Below are 20482 nucleotides of genomic sequence, written 5' to 3'. Positions count from 1 at the left end.
TTTGACGGCGCGTTAGCGTCGGCGTAACTTAGTCGTCGTTCGAGCGACACCGAACAGCCCGCCGGACCGAGAGGTTCGGAAACAGGCATGTTCGATGTCGCATCGATCGGCTCTCACAGAAGAGAACAGGAAAGCAGCGATTTGCGGCCCTGAAATCGGATGTGATAGCTTGGAGCGGTTGCATCGGAGCGAGCCGGACAGGTGTCCGGTAACGTAACGATGTGCGCGTGTTCTTTGAGAACTCAACAGTGTGCCGATGAATGTCAGTGCCAAATAATATTTGGTGCGACCATCGAATTTGTTCGGTGGTTGTTGCTGGACATCGCATTCTTCCGTCTGCGGTGATCCAGTGTTTGAGCTAGTTTGAGTTTTTTTGCTAGTGATTTGACTCTTTTGTCTTTGACTGATTGCCCCTTTTGGGGGTGATTGTGAGTCTTCAACGGAGAGTTTGATCCTGGCTCAGGACGAACGCTGGCGGCGTGCTTAACACATGCAAGTCGAACGATGAAGCCCAGCTTGCTGGGTGGATTAGTGGCGAACGGGTGAGTAACACGTGGGTGATCTGCCCTGCACTCTGGGATAAGCCTGGGAAACTGGGTCTAATACCGGATATGACCTCGGGATGCATGTCCTGGGGTGGAAAGTTTTTCGGTGCAGGATGAGCCCGCGGCCTATCAGCTTGTTGGTGGGGTAATGGCCTACCAAGGCGACGACGGGTAGCCGGCCTGAGAGGGCGACCGGCCACACTGGGACTGAGACACGGCCCAGACTCCTACGGGAGGCAGCAGTGGGGAATATTGCACAATGGGCGCAAGCCTGATGCAGCGACGCCGCGTGAGGGATGACGGCCTTCGGGTTGTAAACCTCTTTCACCCATGACGAAGCGCAAGTGACGGTAGTGGGAGAAGAAGCACCGGCCAACTACGTGCCAGCAGCCGCGGTAATACGTAGGGTGCGAGCGTTGTCCGGAATTACTGGGCGTAAAGAGCTCGTAGGCGGTTTGTCGCGTCGTCTGTGAAATCCCGCAGCTCAACTGCGGGCTTGCAGGCGATACGGGCAGACTCGAGTACTGCAGGGGAGACTGGAATTCCTGGTGTAGCGGTGAAATGCGCAGATATCAGGAGGAACACCGGTGGCGAAGGCGGGTCTCTGGGCAGTAACTGACGCTGAGGAGCGAAAGCGTGGGTAGCGAACAGGATTAGATACCCTGGTAGTCCACGCCGTAAACGGTGGGCGCTAGGTGTGGGTTTCCTTCCACGGGATCCGTGCCGTAGCCAACGCATTAAGCGCCCCGCCTGGGGAGTACGGCCGCAAGGCTAAAACTCAAAGGAATTGACGGGGGCCCGCACAAGCGGCGGAGCATGTGGATTAATTCGATGCAACGCGAAGAACCTTACCTGGGTTTGACATGTACCGGACGACTGCAGAGATGTGGTTTCCCTTGTGGCCGGTAGACAGGTGGTGCATGGCTGTCGTCAGCTCGTGTCGTGAGATGTTGGGTTAAGTCCCGCAACGAGCGCAACCCTTGTCCTGTGTTGCCAGCACGTGATGGTGGGGACTCGCAGGAGACTGCCGGGGTCAACTCGGAGGAAGGTGGGGACGACGTCAAGTCATCATGCCCCTTATGTCCAGGGCTTCACACATGCTACAATGGTCGGTACAGAGGGCTGCGATACCGTGAGGTGGAGCGAATCCCTTAAAGCCGGTCTCAGTTCGGATCGGGGTCTGCAACTCGACCCCGTGAAGTCGGAGTCGCTAGTAATCGCAGATCAGCAACGCTGCGGTGAATACGTTCCCGGGCCTTGTACACACCGCCCGTCACGTCATGAAAGTCGGTAACACCCGAAGCCGGTGGCCTAACCCCTTGTGGGAGGGAGCCGTCGAAGGTGGGATCGGCGATTGGGACGAAGTCGTAACAAGGTAGCCGTACCGGAAGGTGCGGCTGGATCACCTCCTTTCTAAGGAGCATTTCTCCCGGCGAGGGGTCACACAGGTGACTTCCTCACGGGCAGAGACTGTTTCGTTCCCGCAGGTGGAACGGCAGAAGCTCATGGGTGGAACGCTGACAACCATCACCGCGTATGGCGGGGATACAGATCCTCGTCGCGGTGGTTATATCGGTGCACTGTTGGGTCCTGAGAGAACACGCAATGTGTTTGATCAGCGACGATGTCGAAGAAAGTTCCGTGGAGTCCACGGGGTGAGTATTCGGTGTTGTGTGTTGTTTGAGAACTGCACAGTGGACGCGAGCATCTTTGTTGTAAGTGTTTATGAGCGTACGGTGGATGCCTTGGCACCAGGAGCCGATGAAGGACGTGGGAGGCTGCGATATGCCTCGGGGAGCTGTCAACCGAGCTGTGATCCGAGGATTTCCGAATGGGGAAACCCAGCACGAGTGATGTCGTGTTACCCGCATCTGAATATATAGGGTGTGTGGAGGGAACGTGGGGAAGTGAAACATCTCAGTACCCACAGGAAGAGAAAACAACATGTGATTCCGTGAGTAGTGGCGAGCGAAAGCGGATGAGGCTAAACCATGGGTGTGTGATAGCTGGCAGGCGTTGCATCCGTGGGGTTGTGGGGCTTTTCTTCCCGTCACTGTCATGACGGGCGAGAGTAAGAAACCGGTTGGTTAGTCGAAGTGGTCTGGAACGGCCTGTCGTAGAGGGTGAGAATCCCGTAGACGAAAACTTGCCGGCTCTCGTGAAAAGTACCCGAGTAGCACCGGGCCCGTGAAATCCGGTGTGAATCTGTCGGGACCACCCGATAAGCCTGAATACTCCCTGGTGACCGATAGCGGACTAGTACCGTGAGGGAAAGGTGAAAAGTACCCCGGGAGGGGAGTGAAATAGTACCTGAAACCGTGCGCTTACAATCCGTCAGAGCCGATGCACGATTCAGTTCGTGGTGGGTGATGGCGTGCCTTTTGAAGAATGAGCCTGCGAGTTAGTGGCATGTCGCGAGGTTAACCCGTGTGGGGTAGTCGTAGCGAAAGCGAGTCCGAATAGGGCGCATGAGTGGCATGTTCTAGACCCGAAGCGGAGTGATCTACCCATGGCCAGGGTGAAGCGATGGTAAGACGTCGTGGAGGCCCGAACCCACTTAGGTTGAAAACTGAGGGGATGAGTTGTGGGTAGGGGTGAAAGGCCAATCAAACTCCGTGATAGCTGGTTCTCCCCGAAATGCATTTAGGTGCAGCGTCGCGTGTTTCTCACCGGAGGTAGAGCTACTGGATGGTCTAGGGGGCCCACAAGCTTACCGAAATCAGCCAAACTCCGAATGCCGGTGAGTGAGAGCGCGGCAGTGAGACTGCGGGGGATAAGCTTCGTAGTCGAGAGGGAAACAGCCCAGATCGCCGGCTAAGGCCCCTAAGCGTGTACTAAGTGGAAAAGGATGTGGGATCGCTGAGACAACCAGGAGGTTGGCTTAGAAGCAGCCACCCTTGAAAGAGTGCGTAATAGCTCACTGGTCAAGTGGTTCTGCGCCGACAATGTAGCGGGGCTCAAGTACACCGCCGAAGCCGCGGCACTCACACAACACCCATTCGTTCCTGCGGGAACGTGTGCAGTGGTGTGGGTGGGTAGGGGAGCGTCGTGCAGCCGTGGAAGCGCCGGAGTGATCCAGGTGTGGAGGCTGTGCGAGTGAGAATGCAGGCATGAGTAGCGAAAGACGAGTGAGAAACTCGTCCGCCGGATGACCAAGGGTTCCTGGGCCAGGTTAATCCGCCCAGGGTGAGTCGGGACCTAAGGCGAGGCCGACAGGCGTAGTCGATGGACAACGGGTTGATATTCCCGTACCCGTGTATCCGCGCCCAATGGCGAATCAGTTGTGCTAACCGTCCAAAAGTTTCCGCTGTTCCTTCGGGAACTGTGGGGATGGCTGCACGGGACCCTGATTGTAGTAGTCAAGCGATGGGGTGACGCAGGAAGGTAGCTGGGCCAGGTGATGGAGTACCTGGTGTAAGCCGGTAGGGCGAATGGTAGGCAAATCCGCCATTCACACAGCCTGAGAGGTGATGCGTACCCGTTGAGGGGAATTCAGTGATCCTATGCTGCCGAGAAAAGCCTCTAGTGAGTTGGTACACGGCCCGTACCCCAAACCGACACAGGTGGTCAGGTAGAGAATACCGAGGCGATCGAGAGAACTGTGGTTAAGGAACTCGGCAAAATGCCCCCGTAACTTCGGGAGAAGGGGGACCACGCCCGGTGACGGCCCTTGCGGTCCGAGCTGGGGGTGGTCGCAGAGACCAGAGAGAAGCGACTGTTTACTAAAAACACAGGTCCGTGCGAAGTCGTAAGACGATGTATACGGACTGACGCCTGCCCGGTGCTGGAAGGTTAAGAGGACCGGTTAGCGGGGTTTACTCCGCGAAGCTGAGAATTTAAGCCCCAGTAAACGGCGGTGGTAACTATAACCATCCTAAGGTAGCGAAATTCCTTGTCGGGTAAGTTCCGACCTGCACGAATGGCGTAACGACTTCTCTGCTGTCTCGACCACAGACTCGGCGAAATTGCATTACGAGTAAAGATGCTCGTTACGCGCGGCAGGACGAAAAGACCCCGGGACCTTCACTATAGCTTGGTATTGGTGTTCGGTTCGGTTTGTGTAGGATAGGTGGGAGACTGTGAAGCTCATACGCCAGTATGGGTGGAGTCGTTGTTGAAATACCACTCTGATCGTATTGGACCTCTAACCTCGGACCATGATCTGGTTCAGGGACAGTGCCTGGTGGGTAGTTTAACTGGGGCGGTTGCCTCCCAAAATGTAACGGAGGCGCCCAAAGGTTCCCTCAGCCTGGTTGGCAATCAGGTGTCGAGTGCAAGTGCACAAGGGAGCTTGACTGTGAGACTGACAGGTCGAGCAGGGACGAAAGTCGGGACTAGTGATCCGGCACCGGCATGTGGAAGCGGTGTCGCTCAACGGATAAAAGGTACCCCGGGGATAACAGGCTGATCTTCCCCAAGAGTCCATATCGACGGGATGGTTTGGCACCTCGATGTCGGCTCGTCGCATCCTGGGGCTGGAGTAGGTCCCAAGGGTTGGGCTGTTCGCCCATTAAAGCGGCACGCGAGCTGGGTTTAGAACGTCGTGAGACAGTTCGGTCTCTATCCGCCGCGCGCGTTAGAAACTTGAGGAAGGCTGTCCCTAGTACGAGAGGACCGGGACGGACGAACCTCTGGTGTGCCAGTTGTCCCGCCAGGGGCATGGCTGGTTGGCTACGTTCGGAAGGGATAACCGCTGAAAGCATCTAAGCGGGAAGCCTGTTCCAAGATGAGGTTTCTCACCCCCTCGAGGGGGTAAGGCCCCCGGCAGACCACCGGGTTGATAGGCCGGAACTGGAAGCCCAGCAATGGGTGGAGGTGACCGGTACTAATAGGCCGAGGACTTACCACGAAGATGTTACGCGTCCACTGTGCGGTATCTGAAACAACACACACAGATCCGAAAATCCTGCAGCAGCAGGTGATTCGAGGAATCTGCGTGGACTATTGTTTCATAGAGTTACGGCGGTCATAGCGACAGGGAAACGCCCGGTCCCATTCCGAACCCGGAAGCTAAGCCTGTCTGCGCCGATGGTACTGCACTCGACAGGGTGTGGGAGAGTAGGACACCGCCGAACACCCGTTCCGAAAGGGGACCCACTCGTTTGGGTCCCCTTTCGTGTTTTCATGAGAGGATTTTTCTGTGTCCGACGGCAACGGTGAACGTCGGTCCTTCAGGAGTGGAGGATCCACTCCGTGGTCGGGCCGCAAGAACGAGCGCGAGGAACGCGCCGGCGACAGCCGCGACGAGCGCGCACCCCGCGACCGCGACGAGCGTGGACGCGGCGACGACCGCCGGCAGGGTGGCTACGGATCCGCCGGACGTTCGTCCGGACGAGACGACCGTCCGCAGCGCGGTGACGATCGGCGCCCGCACCGGAGCGACGATCGGCGCCCCCAGCGCGGTGACGATCGGCGCCCCCAGCGCAGTGACGACCGCCGTTCCTTCCAGGGCGGAGACCGCCGGGATCGCGGCCGCGACGACGCTCGTTCCGGTCGCAGCGACCGTCCCTACCGCGAACGTTCCGGAGGCGACGACCGCCCCCGCCGCAGCGATGACCGGTCGAGCCGCGGCGACGAGCGTGGTCGGCAGTACGGCGACCGTCCCCGTCAGGGTTCGGACCGTCCCGGCGGTGAGCGCAGCTACGGCAACCGCGACGATCGTCGTGGTGGCGACCAGCGAGGCAGTGACCAGCGAGGTGGCGGCGACCGGCGAGGCTATTCCGGCGACCGCCGTGGCCCCCAGTCCGGTGACCGTCGTGGCGAGGGAGCACCCCGTCGTCGTGGCGGTGAAGGTGGATTCGGTCCGGGTCGCGGGCGCGACGGCATCGCACCGCAGCGTCGCGATGCACGTCCGGACGAGCCGGACATCCCCGACGACGTCGAGGCATCCGAGCTCGACCCGACGATCCGCCGCGATCTGCTGAGCCTGGACAAGTCGAACGCGAACTCCGTCGCCCGGCATCTGGTGATGGCCGGTCGTCTGCTCGACGACGATCCTCGCGCCGCGCTCACCCATGCTCGCGCCGCCCGTCAGCGCGCCGGCCGCATCGCGGTCGTCCGCGAGGCCGCCGGCATCGCCGCCTACCACGCCGGGGAGTGGGCGGAGGCGCTGTCCGAACTCCGCGCAGCACGTCGCATGTCCGGTGGTACCGGACTGCTCGCCGTGATGGCCGACTGCGAACGCGGTCTCGGTCGCCCCGAGAAGGCGCTCGAACTGGGCCGGAGCGAGGAAGCTCGCAAGCTGACCGGCGACGAGGCGACAGAGCTGCGGATTGTCCTCGCCGGTGCCCGCATGGATCTCGGTCAGTACGACCAGGCCGTCGTCACCCTGCAGACGCCCGATCTCGACCCCGAGCGGACCGGTACACCGGCTGCCCGTCTCTTCTACGCCTACGCCGACGCTCTCGTCGCCGCCGGGCGGACCGAAGAAGGCCTGCAATGGTTCCTGCACTCCGCAGGCGCGGACATCGAAGGCGTCACCGACGCCGAGGAGCGGGTGGAGGAGCTCACCGGAGAGTCGCCGTGACCGACGGCACCGACGTTTCCGGCAGTACGGCTTCCAGCGACAGTCTGCGTCGGATCTACGACGTCCTGCTGCTCGACCTCGACGGCACCGTCTACCGGGGCGCCGAACCCGTCCCAGGTGCCCGCGAGGCGCTGGCCGCCGGTGACGACACCGTTCTGTACGTGACGAACAACGCCAGCCGCCGGCCGTCGGAGGTCGCCCTGCACCTGCGAGAACTCGGCTTCCCGGCCGACGACTCGTCGGTGGTGACGAGCTCGCAGTCCGCTGCGCGCCTGCTGGCCGAGCGGTTCCCGGCCGGTGTGCCGGTGCTCGTCGTCGGCACCGAGGCCCTGGCCGAGGAGGTGGCCGGTGTCGGCCTCACCCCGGTTCGGTCCGCGGACGCGCATCCGGTGGCGGTCGTGCAGGGGCATTCCCCGGACACCGGATGGGCGATCCTGGCGGAGGCGACGCTCGCCGTCCGCGCAGGCGCTCTGTGGGTGGCCACCAACGTCGACTCGACCCTGCCGACCGAGCGCGGACTCGTCCTCGGCAACGGGTCGATGGTCGCGGCGGTGCACAACGCCACCGGCGCGACCCCGATCGTGGCGGGCAAACCCGCAGCTCCGCTGCTCGAGGACGCGATCCGTCGCGGCGGTGCCCGTCGTCCCCTCGTCATCGGTGACCGGTTGGACACCGACATCGAAGGCGCCAACGCCGTCGGTGCGGATTCCCTGCTCGTGCTGACCGGGGTCAGCACCGTCGACGATCTGCTGCGGGCTCCGGCCGAGCAGCGCCCGACCTACGTCGCGGCCTCGCTCACGAGTCTCGATCAGCCGGCCGACCGGCTCCGTGTCGCATCGCACGACTCGTGGGACGTCACGGTCGACGGGGGTGATCTTCACCTCGCCGCCGCGCCGTCGGCCGCCGATCCGATGGAGGCGCTGCGGGGTCTGCTCGACATCGCCTGGGCCAACCCCGGATTCGGACAGGTCCGTCCGGTGGACGAGCGGGCGCGGTCCGTCGTGGACGCGTGGGCGGCGACGGTCTGATCCGCACCGGAGGGTGTAGCCCGGTCGCATCCATCGACTAGCGTGGACGGCGATGAGCACGCCGATTCCACGTCCGGGCGAACACCTTCCCGGCGCACGCCCCACCGTCGATCCCGCACACGTCCGCGAGGAGGTCGACGCTTTGCTGGCGCGTGTCCGCGAGGGCGCATCCGTCCCCGGTGCCGAGAGCGCCGATCAGTCCGTGCTGCTCGAGCAGGCCGACCTGCTCGAACGAGCCCACGAGGTCCTCGTGCAGGCTTTGTCGACCGTGGACAAGATCTGACGTGGCACGCCGGGCACGCGTCGACGCGGAACTGGTGCGGCGGGGTCTGGCGCGCTCACGCGAGCACGCCAGCGAACTGATCGCCGCAGGTCGGGTGCTGATCGCCGGCACCGTGGCCTCCAAACCGGCGACCGCCGTCGAACCGAACACGCCGCTGATCGTCACAGAGGGGAGCGACGAGGTCTCCTGGGCGTCCCGCGGTGCCCACAAGCTCCTCGGCGCCCTCGAGGCGTTCACGCCGCAGGGGTTGCAGGTGTCGGGGCGTCGCTGCCTCGACGCCGGCGCGTCGACCGGCGGTTTCACCGATGTCCTGCTGCACGAGGGTGCCGCGGAGGTCGTCGCAGTGGACGTCGGCTACGGCCAGCTGATCTGGCGCCTGCAGTCCGACGAGCGTGTCCACGTGATCGATCGAACGAATGTGCGTAGCATCGACGCGGAGACGATCGACGGGCGTGTCGACCTGGTGGTCGCGGACCTGTCGTTCATCTCGCTGAAGTTGGTGTTGCCGGCGTTCGTCGCCTGCGTCGCCCCCGGCGGCGACCTGCTGCCGATGGTCAAACCGCAGTTCGAGGTGGGCAAGGACCGGGTCGGCAGCGGTGGCGTGGTGCGCGATCCGGCGCTGCGCACCGAGGCGGTGCTCGACGTCGCGCGCGAAGCGCAACGCCAGGGTCTGCTCACCCTCGGAGCGGTGGCGAGTCCGCTGCCCGGACCGTCCGGGAACGTCGAGTACTTCCTGTGGCTGCGGGCCGGAGAGCCGGGGCCGGCGGAACTCGACCCTGCGGTGGTCGAACTGATCGAGCGTGCGGTGCAGGAAGGACCACAGTGAGCGAAGAGACCGCCGCGGAGGGCGCGGTGCGATCGGGCCGGGAGATCCTGCTGGTCTCCCATTCGGGGCGCGACGAGATAGCCGGCACCGCGCTGCGGGTCGCCAAGATGCTCGGTGAGGCCGGTATCGGTCTGCGCACCCTCGACGACGAGGCGGTGAGCAACGGACTCGGCGTCCTCGCCCTGCCGGGCAGTTTCATCAGCGTCGTCGAACCGGGACCGGAGGCGGCCGCCGGCTGCGAGATGGTGATCGTCCTCGGGGGCGACGGCAGCTTCCTCCGGGCCGCCGAACTCGCGCAGTACTCGGCGGTGCCCGTCCTCGGGATCAACCTCGGCCGCATCGGTTTCCTCGCCGAGTCCGAGGCCGAACACCTCGAGGAAGCGCTCATGCAGGTGGTGCGCCGCGAGTACCGCGTCGAACAACGCATGACGCTCGACGTGACGGTGCGCATGGACGCCGAGGTCCTCGACCGCGGGTGGGCGCTCAACGAGGCGAGTCTCGAGAACAAGTCGCGGCTCGGGGTCCTCGAGGTGGTGCTCGAGGTCGACGGTCGTCCGGTCTCGTCGTTCGGCTGCGACGGTGTCCTCGTCGCCACCCCGACGGGATCGACGGCCTACGCCTTCTCGGCCGGCGGACCGATCGTCTGGCCCGAACTCGAAGCGCTGCTGGTGATCCCGAGCAACGCACACGCTCTGTTCGCGCGCCCGCTGGTAACCAGCCCCGAGTCGATCATCGCCGTCGAGACCCTCGCCGGCGGCCACGACGGGGTGGTCTTCTGCGACGGTCGCCGCATCATCGACGTCCCGGCCGGGGCCCGGCTCGAAGTGGTGCGAGGATGCGATCCGGTCCGCTGGGTGCGGCTCGATTCGGCACCGTTCGCGGATCGGATGGTGCGCAAGTTCGAACTTCCGGTGAAGGGCTGGCGGGGAAGGAAACTCTGAGATGCTCGCAGAGATCCGGATCGACAACCTGGGTGTGATCTCCGAGGCGTACGCGCGCTTCCACGGGGGACTGACGGTGCTCACCGGCGAGACCGGTGCCGGCAAGACGATGGTCGTCACGAGCCTGCATCTGCTCTCCGGGGTGCGCGCCGACCCCTCCCGGGTACGGGTCGGCGCCAACCGCGCCGTGGTCGAAGGACGCTTCGAGATCGAACCGGCGCCCAGCCACATCGAACAGCAGATCGCCGAACTGCTCGAGGCCACCGGCGCCCAGCGCGACGAGGACGGCAGCATCATCGCCGTGCGCACCGTCGGCAGCGACGGCCGCTCCCGCGCCCACCTCGGCGGACGCAGCGTGCCGGTGGGGGTGCTGTCCGAATTCACCGGGCCGCTGCTGACCGTGCACGGCCAGAACGACCAGTTGCGGCTCCTGCGTCCCGACGAGCAGCGCGCCGCGCTCGACCGGTTCGGCGGCAAGACCGTCGCCGGTCTGCTCGACCGCTACCGAACCCGGCGACGCCGCTGGCTCGAGGCCCGCGCCGAACTGCAGGAACGCACCGAACGGTCGCGTGAGCTCGCGCAGGAGGCCGATCGCTTGCACTTCGGTCTCGACGAGATCGACCGCGTCGCACCCGAACCGGGGGAGGACACCCGCATCGTCGACGAGGTGCGGCGCCTGTCCGACCTCGACTCGCTGCGCGAGGCGGCCACCGTCGCGCACAACGCCCTCGCCGGCGACGACAGCGGCGACGCCGACGCGTACTCGGCGGCACTCGACCTGCTCGGCGAGGCCCGCGCCCGCCTCGAGGGCTGCGACGATCCCGCCCTGCGCGAGCTCGGGCCCCGCCTCGGCGAGGCGATCGCGGTGGTCACCGACGTCACCGGCGACATCTCCGGTTATCTGTCCGACCTGCCGTCCGACCCGAGCGCGCTCGAGACCCTGCTCAACCGGCAGGCGGAACTGAAGAACCTCACCCGCAAGTACGCCGCCGACATAGACGGCGTGCTCGAGTGGGCGCGCGAGGCCCGCGAACGCCTGTCCGGACTGGACGTCTCCGCGGAGGCGATCGACAAGCTCGCCGCCGAGGTCGACGCGGAGGCCGCCGCGACCGCGGAGACCGCCACCGCGCTGTCGGCGGCGCGGCACAAGGTCGCCGGCAAACTCGCGAAGGCCGTGAGCAAGGAACTGTCCGGCCTCGCGATGGGGCGCGCCGTGCTCGACGTGCACATCGCCGACCGCGCGGCGACCGTGAGCGACACCGCCCCGCTGTCGGTCGGCGACCGGCTCCTGCACGCCGGCGAATCAGGGATCGACGAGGTGGAGTTCCGGCTCGCTCCGCACAGCGACGCCCCGGCCCGCCCGCTCGCCCGCAGCGCGTCCGGCGGTGAGCTCTCCCGCGTCATGCTCGCCCTCGAAGTGGTGCTCGCCGGTTCCGAGCGCGGCGCGACGATGGTCTTCGACGAGGTCGACGCCGGGGTCGGTGGCCGCGCCGCCGTCGAGATCGGCCGGCGTCTCGCGCGCCTGTCGCGCACCCACCAGGTCATCGTGGTCACGCACCTGCCGCAGGTCGCGGCGTTCGCCGACACCCATCTCGTCGTCGACAAGGTCGACGACCGGGCCGGGGTGATCAGCAGCGGGGTGCGCACCCTCAGCGAGGAGGAGAGGGTTACCGAACTGGCCCGCATGCTCGCCGGTCTCGACGACACCGAGACCGGACGTGCGCACGCCGAGGAACTGCTGGCCGTCGCCCACGCCGAGCGCACCGGCTGACCCGCCCGGCGCGCCGGGGTGATGTTCACACGACTACCGGCGCGCCTCCACAACCTCACTCGTATACCGGCGCATCATCTCTTGCATGAAGATGCCGGCGCTGCTGTCCCGTAACAACGAAACGTTGCCCGGAGTGAGTGGCATTGCCCGGGTCGACAGGAACACCGCGAAGCTGCTGCGCCGGATCGGTCCCGGCGACGTGGTCGTCCTCGACGCCATCGACCTCGATCGTGTCACCGCCGACGCGCTCGTCGAGGCGGGCGTCACCGCGGTGATCAACGCGTCCCCGTCGATCTCGGGCCGGTACCCGAATCTCGGTCCCGAAGTGATCGTCGCGCACGACATCGTGCTCGTCGACAACGTCGGCACCGAGGTCTTCAAGAAGATCAAGGACGGCGCGAAGGTCCGGGTGCACGAGGGTGGCGTGTACGCGGGGGAGAAGCTCCTCATGGAGGGCGACGAGCAGACCGACATCGAGATCTCCGACCGCATGATCGAGGCGCGAACCGGGCTCGTCGATCACCTCGAGGCGTTCTCGGGCAACACCATCGAGTTCATCCGCTCGGAGAGCCCGCTGCTCATCGACGGCGTCGGCATCCCCGACATCGACCTGGACCTGCGCGACCGGCACGTCGTCGTCGTCTCCGACGGCCCCGGGCACGTGCAGGACCTCAAGGATCTCAAGCCGTTCATCAAGGAGTACTCACCGATCCTGGTGGGCGTCGGCCCCGGCGCGGACGCCCTCTCCAAGGCGGGCTATCGCCCCGACCTCATCGTCGGCGACCCCGACGAGATCGGCACTTCCACCCTCAAATCGGGCGCCGAAGTGGTGCTGCCCGCCGACCCGGACGGCCACGCCCCGGGTCTCGAGCGGATACAGGATCTCGGCATCGGCGCGATGACCTTCCCCGCCGTCGGCACCCCCACCGACCTGGCGCTGCTGCTCGTCGAGCATCACGGTGCGGCGCTGGTGGTGACCGTCGGCAGCACTGTCTCGCTCGACGAGTTCTTCGACCACGGCCGTCGCGACACCAATCCGTCGGCGGTGATGACCCGTCTGAAGGTCGGGCCGAAACTCGTCGATGCGAAGGCGGTGGCCACCCTCTACCGCAGCCGCGTCTCGGGCGGCGTGATCGCCCTGCTCGTCTTCGCGGCCCTCATCGCCGTGATCGCCGCACTCGCCGTGTCCAATCTCGGTGCCGACGTCGTCGAACTCGCCCGGCAGTGGTGGGACTCCGCCGTCGAGTGGATTCGGGGTCTGCGCGCGTGATCTCGATGCGCCATCACGTCGTCTCCCTGGTGGCGGTGTTCCTCGGCCTGGCGGTCGGGATCGTGCTCGGCTCCGGATTGCTGGCCGACAGCGTCGTCTCCGGTTTGCGCGACGACAAGGCCGAGCTGCGCCGCGAGATCCAGGAGGCCGAGGACCACGGCAGCCGGCTCGAGGCACAACTGCTCGCCGCCGACGGGTTCGACTCGACCGTCGGCCCGCGGATCGTGCGCGACGAACTCCTCGACCGCACCGTCCTTCTCGTGACCACCCCGGACGCCGCACCCGAGGACGTCGACGCCGTCGTGCGGTCCGTCGGTGATGCCGGCGGCCGGGTCACCGCCCGGATCGCGCTGACCGATTCGTTCGTCGACGCCTCCGGCACCGACCAGCTCCGCACAACCGTCACCAACGTCGTGCCCGCCGGCGTGGAACTGCAGACCGGCGCCGTCGACCCGGGCAGCCTCGCCGGGGATCTGCTCGGCGCGGCGCTGCTCGTCGACCCGGGCACCGGACAACCGCGCAGCACCCCCGAGGAACGCGCCCTCGCCCTGACCACGCTGCGCAGCGGCGGTTTCGTCACCTACGAGGACGGTCAGGTCGAACCGGCCCAGAGCGCCCTCGTTGTCACCGGCGACCACAGCGGCAACGCCGAACGCGCCGGCAATCGCGGGTCGCTCATCGCGCGCTTCGCCGGGGTCGTCGACGGCCGCGGCGCCGGCGCGGTGCTCGCCGGCCGCACGGGGGCAGCGGAGGGCAACGGACCGATCGCCGTCGTGCGGGCCGACGCCGCGCTCGCCGCGGGCCTGTCCACGGTCGACAATCTCGACCGCGAATCGGGGCGCCTGACGACGGTTCTGGCGCTGCGCGAGCAGTACGACGGGGGCACCGGCCGGTACGGGACGGGGCCGAGCGCCACCGCCGTCACCGTCGGCTCCCCGGCCCGCTGAGCGTCGCCGCCTGTGACGTCGATTGCACCGGGGGTCGGCAATCGCGAGTCGGGTACGCGCCCGCCCACGGAGGTGTTACCGTGAAGTTCCGTGGGTCGGCAGGCCCCAGCTGTATCGCATCAGTCCAAAAGTCCTGCACCTGACGTCACGGGAGCTTCTTTGCCACAGTCACGCCACTCGCGTACCCCTACCAAGCACATCTTCGTCAGCGGGGGCGTCGCGTCCTCTCTCGGCAAGGGGCTCACAGCGTCGAGCCTGGGCACTCTGCTCACCGCACGCGGCATGCGCGTGACGATGCAGAAGCTCGACCCGTACCTCAATGTCGACCCCGGCACGATGAATCCGTTCCAGCACGGTGAGGTCTTCGTCACCGAGGACGGCGCCGAGACCGACCTCGACGTGGGCCACTACGAGCGCTTCCTCGACCGCGACCTGTCCGCAGACGCGAACGTCACCACCGGGCAGGTGTACTCCACGGTCATCGCCAAGGAACGCCGCGGCGAATATCTCGGCGACACCGTGCAGGTCATCCCGCACATCACCGACGAGATCAAGCGCCGCATCCTCGCGATGGCCGCACCCGACTCCGAGGGCCAGACCCCCGACGTGGTGATCACCGAGATCGGCGGCACCGTCGGCGACATCGAGTCGCAGCCCTTCCTCGAGGCCGCCCGCCAGGTGCGCCACGAGGTCGGCCGCGACAACTGCTTCTTCCTGCACGTCTCGCTCGTGCCCTATCTCGGGCCGTCCGGTGAGCTGAAGACCAAGCCGACCCAGCACTCGGTGGCCGCGCTGCGCAACATCGGTATCCAGCCCGACGCGCTCGTACTGCGCTGCGACCGCGACGTGCCGGCCTCGCTCAAGGCGAAGATCTCGCTGATGTGCGACGTCGACGTCGCCGGCTGCATCTCCTGCCCCGACGCGCCGAGCATCTACGACATCCCGAAGGTGCTCCACAGCGAGGGGCTCGACGCCTACGTCGTGCGCCAGCTCGGCCTGCCCTTCCGGGACGTCGACTGGACCGTGTGGGGCAACCTGCTCGAGCGGGTCCACAACCCCCGCGAGACCGTCGAGGTCGCGCTCGTCGGCAAGTACATCGACCTGCCCGACGCCTATCTGTCGGTCACCGAGGCGCTGCGCGCCGGCGGTTTCGCGCACCGCGCGAAGGTCAAGATCCGCTGGGTCGCCTCCGACGAGTGCGAGACCGAGGCCGGTGCCGAGAAGCACCTCGGCGACGTCGACGCCGTCCTGATCCCCGGCGGCTTCGGCATCCGCGGCATCGAGGGCAAGCTCGGCGCCATCCGGTTCGCCCGCACCCGCCGGATCCCGCTGCTCGGCCTGTGCCTGGGCCTGCAGTGTGTCGTCATCGAGGCCGCGCGGTCGGTCGGCATCGAGGACGCGTCGTCCACCGAGTTCGATCCCGACACCACCGCCCCGGTGATCTCCACGATGGCGGACCAGGAACAGGCGGTCGCCGGTGAGGCCGATCTCGGCGGCACCATGCGTCTCGGTGCCTACCCGGCCACGCTGAAGAAGGGCTCGGTCGTGGCCAGGGCCTACGGCAGCGAGCAGGTCTCCGAACGGCACCGGCACCGCTACGAGGTCAACAACGCCTACCGCGACAAGATCGCCAAGTCCGGTCTGGTGTTCTCCGGCACCTCCCCGGACGGGCGACTCGTCGAGTTCGTCGAGTACCCGGCCGAGCAGCATCCGTTCTTCGTCGCCACCCAGGCGCACCCGGAACTCAAGAGCCGGCCCACCCGCCCGCACCCGCTGTTTTCCGGCCTCGTTGCCGCGGCACTGCAGTACAAGGCGGCTGAGCGACTCCCGGTCGACATCCACGGCGAGAACAGCACCTCCGAGGAATCGGTCGGCTCGACCGCGTCGACGTCCACCGCCGGCGACGCCGAGTAGTCGACATGGCGCAGCGACACGACTTCCGCACCCTGGACAGCCGGCGGATCTACACGGGCGCCATCGTGTCGCTGCGCGTCGACAACGTGGCGATGCCCGACGGGCACACCGCCGAACGCGAAGTGGTCGAACACCACGGTGCGGTCGCGGTGGTGGCCGTCGACGAGAAGGACCGGGTGGTGCTCGTGCACCAGTACCGGCACCCGCTCGGCCGGCGACTGTGGGAACTGCCCGCCGGGCTGCTCGACTCACCCGGCGAGGACCCCCTCGACACCGCCCGCCGCGAACTCGCCGAGGAGACCGGCCTGGCCGCCGCCGACTGGGAACTCCTCGTCGACATCGCGCTCTCACCCGGATTCACCGACGAAGCCGTGCGCGTCTTCGCCGCCCGCGGCCTGAGCGAGGTCGACCGGCCCGAACCCGAGCACGAGGAGGCCGATCTCGAGGTCCGCCGCGTCCCGGTGGACGAGGCCGTGGCGATGGTGCTGCGCGGGGAGATCGTCAACGCCACCGCGGTGTCCGGTCTCCTCGCGTTCGCAACCGCCCGCGCGACGGGCACCGCGACCCGCGCACCGGACGCGCCGTGGCCGGACCGGCCCACCACCTTCGCCCGCACGCGCGCGGAGGGGTGAGCAGTGCTGCCCGGTGAGGAGCGTCCCGCCACGCAGGTCGCTCCGCAGCCGTCCCCGACACTCACCGGGCAACTCGACGCCTATCTCGCGCACCTGACCGTCGAACGGGGGGTCGCGACGAACACCCTCGCCTCCTACCGCCGCGACCTGCTGCGCTACGTCGAACACCTCACCGACATCCACATCGGTGACCTCGCCGACGTGCACGAACACCACATCAGCGACTTCGCCGCGAGCCTGCGCCGCGGAGACCCGGAACGCAACCGCCCGGCGCTGGCAGCGAGCTCGGCCTCCCGCGCCCTGATCGCCGTGCGCGGCCTGCACCGCTTCGCCGCCGCCGAAGGACAGACCCCGGTCGACGTCGCCCGCACCGTCAAACCCCCGGCGGCCGGGCGTCGCCTGCCCAAGGCGCTGACCGTCGACCAGGTCACCGCGATCCTCGACGCCGCCGGCCGCGACGCCGACGGACCCCGCAGCATGCGCGACCGCGCCCTGCTCGAACTGCTGTACTCCACCGGCGCCCGCATCTCCGAGGCCGTCGGGCTCGACGTCGACGACATCGACACCGAATCACGCTCCGTGCTGCTGCGCGGCAAGGGCGGCAAACAGCGACTCGTCCCGGTCGGACGCCCGGCGCTCGGCGCGCTCGACGCCTATCTCGTGCGGGGACGACCCGCCCTGACAACCGGCCGCACCGCCGCGGTCTTCCTCAACGCGCGCGGCGGCCGCCTGTCGCGGCAGAGCGCGTGGAAGGTGCTGCAGACCGCCGCCGAACGCGCCGGAGTCGACGTCGGGGTGTCGCCGCACACGCTGCGGCACTCCTTCGCGACGCACCTGCTCGACGGTGGCGCCGACGTACGCGTGGTACAGGAGTTACTGGGGCATGCTTCTGTGACGACCACGCAGATATACACCCTGGTCACCGCCGGTGCCCTCCGCGAGGTATGGGCGCAGGCGCATCCGCGGGCACGATGACCGACTCCGCAGGGGACGCGTGTCCGTGCGGTGATCCTGCCGACGAAGCGGTAGCGTTCTGGGGACGAGCCGCCGGGTCACCCGACGGGTCGACGAGAAGACATCCGGGTCGCAAGACAGGGGGAGTACCGAACGTGGGCACACCTCGGCCACCCGCCACGTACACGGAGCCGGAGCACCTCCGGTCGAACACCGTCCCGGTCGACGCACACGGCCGCGAGGACACCGACAGAACGTCCACCACCGAGCCTTCCACCACCTCCGGAACCGCTGCCGAGCCCGATCTCGGACCGACCGGCCGGCCACGCCGTCCCGTCCCGGAACCGGTGCCGTTGTCCACCCACGGACCGGCCCGCATCATCGCGATGTGCAACCAGAAGGGCGGGGTCGGCAAGACCACCTCGACCATCAACCTCGGGGCGTCCCTCGCCGAGTACGGGCGCCGCGTCCTGCTCGTCGACCTCGACCCGCAGGGCGCACTGTCCGCCGGACTCGGTGTCGCCCACCACGATCTCGATCTCACCGTGCACAACCTGCTCGTCGAACCGCGGGTGTCCACCGACGACGTGCTCGTGCGCACCCACGTCGAGGGCCTCGACCTGCTGCCGAGCAACATCGACCTGTCGGCGGCCGAGATCCAGCTCGTCTCCGAGGTCGGCCGCGAACAGGCCCTGGGCCGCGCCCTGTACCCGATGCTCGACCGCTACGACTACATCCTCGTCGACTGCCAGCCGTCGCTGGGGTTGCTCACCGTCAACGCGCTCGCCTGCGCCGACTCGGTGCTCATCCCCATGGAATGCGAGTTCTTCAGCCTGCGCGGCCTTGCGCTGCTCAACGACACCGTCGCAAAGGTCCGCGACCGGCTCAACCCGAAGCTGACCGTTGCCGGCATCCTCGTCACCATGTTCGATCAGCGCACCCTGCACGGTCGTGAGGTGATGTCGCGGGTCGTCGAGGTCTTCGGCGATCTCGTCTACGACGCCGTCATCAACCGCACCGTCAAGTTCCCCGAGACCAGCGTCGCCGGCGAACCCATCACCCGCTGGGCGCCCACCTCTGCCGGCGCCGAATCGTACCGCGCACTCGCGCGGGAAGTGATCCACCGGAGCGGTCGCTGAGCCCCGTGCACGCTCCCGTTCACGACACCGCGGACACCGGCACGGCACCCGATGTGGAGGTCGACGCGGTGGTCCTCGAGGAACCCACCGAACCGGATCGGCCGGAGGTCGAGGAGACCACCTCGGGCTTCCATGTGCGCCTGCGCAACTTCGAGGGCCCGTTCGACCTGCTGCTCACCCTCATCTCGCAGCGTCGCCTCGACGTCACCGAGGTGGCTCTCCACGAGGTCACCGACGACTTCATCGCCTACACCCGCAAACTCGGTCCCGAACTCGGCCTCGATCAGACCACCGAGTTCCTGGTCGTCGCCGCGACCCTGCTCGACCTCAAAGCCGCCCGGCTGCTGCCCGCCGGCGAGGTCGACGACCCCGAGGACCTCGCCCTGCTCGAGGCCCGCGACCTGCTGTTCGCGCGTCTGCTGCAGTACCGGGCCTACAAGCAGATCGCCGAACAGTTCGCCGCCCTCGAGGCCGCCGCCCTGCGCCGCTATCCGCGCGCGGTGTCGCTCGAGGAGTGCTACGAGAATCTCGTACCGGAGGTCGTGCTCGGTGTCGACGCGCACCGCTTCGCCGAGATCGCGGCCGCGGCGTTCCGGCCGAAACCACCACCGACCGTCGGCCTCGACCACCTGCACACCCCGAAGGTGTCGGTTCCCGAACAGGCCGCCCACATCCTCGGCCTGCTGCGCGCCCGCGGCGCCGGCGTCTGGGTCGGATTCGACGAACTCGTCGCCGACTGCGATCTCGGACTGCTCGTCGTCGCCCGGTTCCTCGCGCTGCTCGAGCTCTACCGCGAACGTGCCGTCACCTTCGAACAACCCGACCCACTCGGACATCTGCAGGTCGCGTGGACAGGGGAGACCGACGGGGAGGCCATCGATTTCGAGGAGGACTACGGGTGAACGACGACACCGTCGCGCGGGAGCACGCGGACGACACCGTCGTGCGGGAGCACGCGGACGACGCTGCGCCCGAGAGTGACGCTGCGCCGGGGAGCGCGGACGACACCGCGCGGGAACGTGACGAAGACACTGCTGCGCCGGAACGCGCGTGGGACGGTGAACTTCTCGAGATCGCCGCCGACGAACTCACTGCGGCACTCGAGGCACTGTTGCTCGTCGTCGATACCCCCGCGCCGACCGAGCAGCTCGCGACCGCCATCGGGGTCACCGCCGACCGCGCCGAGGCCGCGCTGCGGCGTCTCGCACAGGACCTCACCGCGCGCGGATCCGGCATCGACCTGCGGTTCGCGGGCGACGGCTGGCGCTTCTACACGCGCCGCGATTTCGCGCCCTACGTCGAGAAGCTGCTGCAGGGTGGCGCGCGCACCAAGCTCACCCGCGCCGCACTCGAGACGCTCGCCGTGATCGCCTACCGGCAACCGGTCACGCGCAGCCGTGTCCGTGCCGTGCGTGGCGTCAACGTCGACGGGGTGATGCGCACCCTGCTCGCGCGGGATCTGATCGCAGAGGCGGGCACTGATCCGGAGACCGGCGGCACGCTCTACGTCACCACGGAGCTGTTTCTCGAACGTCTCGGCCTGGCATCTCTGCAGGATCTGCCGCCCGTTGCGCCGCTTCTGCCCGATGTCGATGTGATCGACGACATCGCCGACAGTCTCGAGTCGGACCCACGATTTGAGAGAATGGGTAGGAACGCGCGTCCCGAGACTCTCTCGCCCGCGGAGTTCGATCCAGAGAACTGAC

General features: G+C 66.8%; 15 protein-coding genes and 3 rRNA genes. 17 read left to right on the top strand and 1 reads right to left on the bottom strand.

What is annotated here, in order from left to right:
- The first annotated feature begins 436 nt into the window (after positions 1 to 436).
- The 3 genes from BO226_RS09625 (at position 437) to rrf (ending at position 5620) form a co-directional block, all read left to right on the top strand.
- A 16S ribosomal RNA gene (locus BO226_RS09625) occupies positions 437 to 1958 on the top strand.
- Between the two features lie 300 nt (positions 1959 to 2258).
- A 23S ribosomal RNA gene (locus BO226_RS09620) occupies positions 2259 to 5394 on the top strand.
- A 109-nt stretch (positions 5395 to 5503) separates the two neighbouring features.
- Positions 5504 to 5620 (top strand): 5S ribosomal RNA (gene rrf, locus BO226_RS09615).
- The 16S, 23S and 5S rRNA genes sit together here, the layout of an rRNA operon.
- Before the next feature lie 47 nt (positions 5621 to 5667).
- On the opposite strand, the gene BO226_RS28680 is transcribed toward rrf, so the two are convergent.
- Positions 5668 to 6507 carry a hypothetical protein gene (locus BO226_RS28680; protein ID WP_071935098.1) on the bottom strand — a complete coding sequence of 280 codons (840 nt, stop codon included), beginning with the start codon at positions 6505 to 6507 and terminating at the stop codon, positions 5668 to 5670.
- A 6-nt stretch (positions 6508 to 6513) separates the two neighbouring features.
- Here BO226_RS28680 and BO226_RS28050 point away from each other — a divergent pair, with 6 nt between their 5' ends.
- The 14 genes from BO226_RS28050 (at position 6514) to scpB (ending at position 20481) form a co-directional block, all read left to right on the top strand.
- The gene (locus tag BO226_RS28050) at positions 6514 to 7071 is read left to right on the top strand and encodes a tetratricopeptide repeat protein (RefSeq protein WP_071935097.1); all 558 of its coding nucleotides are present in this window, start codon (positions 6514 to 6516) and stop codon (positions 7069 to 7071) included.
- Positions 7068 to 8099, top strand: a complete 1032-nt coding sequence (locus BO226_RS09600) for an HAD-IIA family hydrolase (protein ID WP_019289626.1) — start codon at positions 7068 to 7070, stop codon at positions 8097 to 8099. The genes BO226_RS28050 and BO226_RS09600 overlap by 4 nt, the downstream gene beginning before the upstream one ends.
- A 52-nt stretch (positions 8100 to 8151) precedes the next feature.
- Positions 8152 to 8382, top strand: coding sequence for a hypothetical protein (locus tag BO226_RS09595; protein WP_019289625.1), 231 nt, complete (start codon positions 8152 to 8154; stop codon positions 8380 to 8382).
- 1 nt (position 8383) lies between these two features.
- Entirely contained in the window at positions 8384 to 9208 is an 825-nt protein-coding gene (locus BO226_RS09590) for a TlyA family RNA methyltransferase (protein WP_024101115.1), read from the top strand.
- Entirely contained in the window at positions 9205 to 10149 is a 945-nt protein-coding gene (locus BO226_RS09585; protein ID WP_006552721.1) for an NAD kinase, read from the top strand. The genes BO226_RS09590 and BO226_RS09585 overlap by 4 nt, the downstream gene beginning before the upstream one ends.
- A gap of 1 nt (position 10150) precedes the next feature.
- Positions 10151 to 11920: a DNA repair protein RecN gene (gene recN, locus BO226_RS09580; RefSeq protein ID WP_006552722.1), complete on the top strand. Its 1770-nt coding sequence runs from the start codon at positions 10151 to 10153 to the stop codon at positions 11918 to 11920.
- Positions 11921 to 12005: 85 nt separating this feature from the next.
- Entirely contained in the window at positions 12006 to 13190 is a 1185-nt protein-coding gene (gene steA, locus BO226_RS09575) for a putative cytokinetic ring protein SteA (RefSeq protein WP_019289622.1), read from the top strand.
- The gene (locus BO226_RS09570; protein ID WP_071935096.1) at positions 13187 to 14137 is read left to right on the top strand and encodes a copper transporter; all 951 of its coding nucleotides are present in this window, start codon (positions 13187 to 13189) and stop codon (positions 14135 to 14137) included. Before steA ends, BO226_RS09570 begins: the two co-directional genes overlap by 4 nt.
- Before the next feature lie 159 nt (positions 14138 to 14296).
- Positions 14297 to 16051, top strand: a complete 1755-nt coding sequence (locus BO226_RS09565; protein ID WP_024101113.1) for a CTP synthase — start codon at positions 14297 to 14299, stop codon at positions 16049 to 16051.
- A gap of 5 nt (positions 16052 to 16056) precedes the next feature.
- Complete coding sequence (locus BO226_RS09560; protein WP_071935095.1) at positions 16057 to 16683, top strand: NUDIX domain-containing protein; 627 nt, start codon at positions 16057 to 16059, stop codon at positions 16681 to 16683.
- 3 nt (positions 16684 to 16686) lie between these two features.
- Positions 16687 to 17658, top strand: a complete 972-nt coding sequence (gene xerD, locus BO226_RS09555) for a site-specific tyrosine recombinase XerD (RefSeq protein ID WP_071935094.1) — start codon at positions 16687 to 16689, stop codon at positions 17656 to 17658.
- 134 nt (positions 17659 to 17792) lie between these two features.
- A complete protein-coding gene (locus BO226_RS09550) occupies positions 17793 to 18776 on the top strand; it encodes a ParA family protein (protein WP_064061543.1) in 984 nt (327 codons plus the stop codon).
- Positions 18777 to 18781: 5 nt separating this feature from the next.
- Positions 18782 to 19678 (top strand): segregation and condensation protein A, encoded by an 897-nt coding sequence (locus tag BO226_RS09545; RefSeq protein WP_082937684.1) that lies wholly within the window; start codon positions 18782 to 18784, stop codon positions 19676 to 19678.
- Between the two features lie 170 nt (positions 19679 to 19848).
- Positions 19849 to 20481, top strand: coding sequence for an SMC-Scp complex subunit ScpB (scpB, locus tag BO226_RS09540; protein ID WP_064852432.1), 633 nt, complete (start codon positions 19849 to 19851; stop codon positions 20479 to 20481).
- The last annotated feature ends 1 nt before the right edge of the window (position 20482 follow it).

The sequence above is a fragment of the Rhodococcus sp. 2G genome (assembly GCF_001886355.1).
In the GTDB taxonomy this organism is placed as follows: Bacteria; Actinomycetota; Actinomycetes; order Mycobacteriales; family Mycobacteriaceae; genus Rhodococcus; species Rhodococcus pyridinivorans.
This window is presented reverse-complemented; position numbering and strand designations above follow the sequence as displayed.

Coding starts and splice junctions, on each gene's coding strand:
- recN (WP_006552722.1), top strand. CDS start 10,151: ATGCTCGCAGAGATCCGGATCGACAACCTGGGTGTGATCTCCGAGGCG.
- BO226_RS09560 (WP_071935095.1), top strand. CDS start 16,057: ATGGCGCAGCGACACGACTTCCGCACCCTGGACAGCCGGCGGATCTAC.
- BO226_RS28050 (WP_071935097.1), top strand. CDS start 6,514: ATGGCCGGTCGTCTGCTCGACGACGATCCTCGCGCCGCGCTCACCCAT.
- BO226_RS28680 (WP_071935098.1), bottom strand. CDS start 6,507: ATGCCGGGCGACGGAGTTCGCGTTCGACTTGTCCAGGCTCAGCAGATC.
- BO226_RS09595 (WP_019289625.1), top strand. CDS start 8,152: ATGAGCACGCCGATTCCACGTCCGGGCGAACACCTTCCCGGCGCACGC.
- steA (WP_019289622.1), top strand. CDS start 12,006: ATGAAGATGCCGGCGCTGCTGTCCCGTAACAACGAAACGTTGCCCGGA.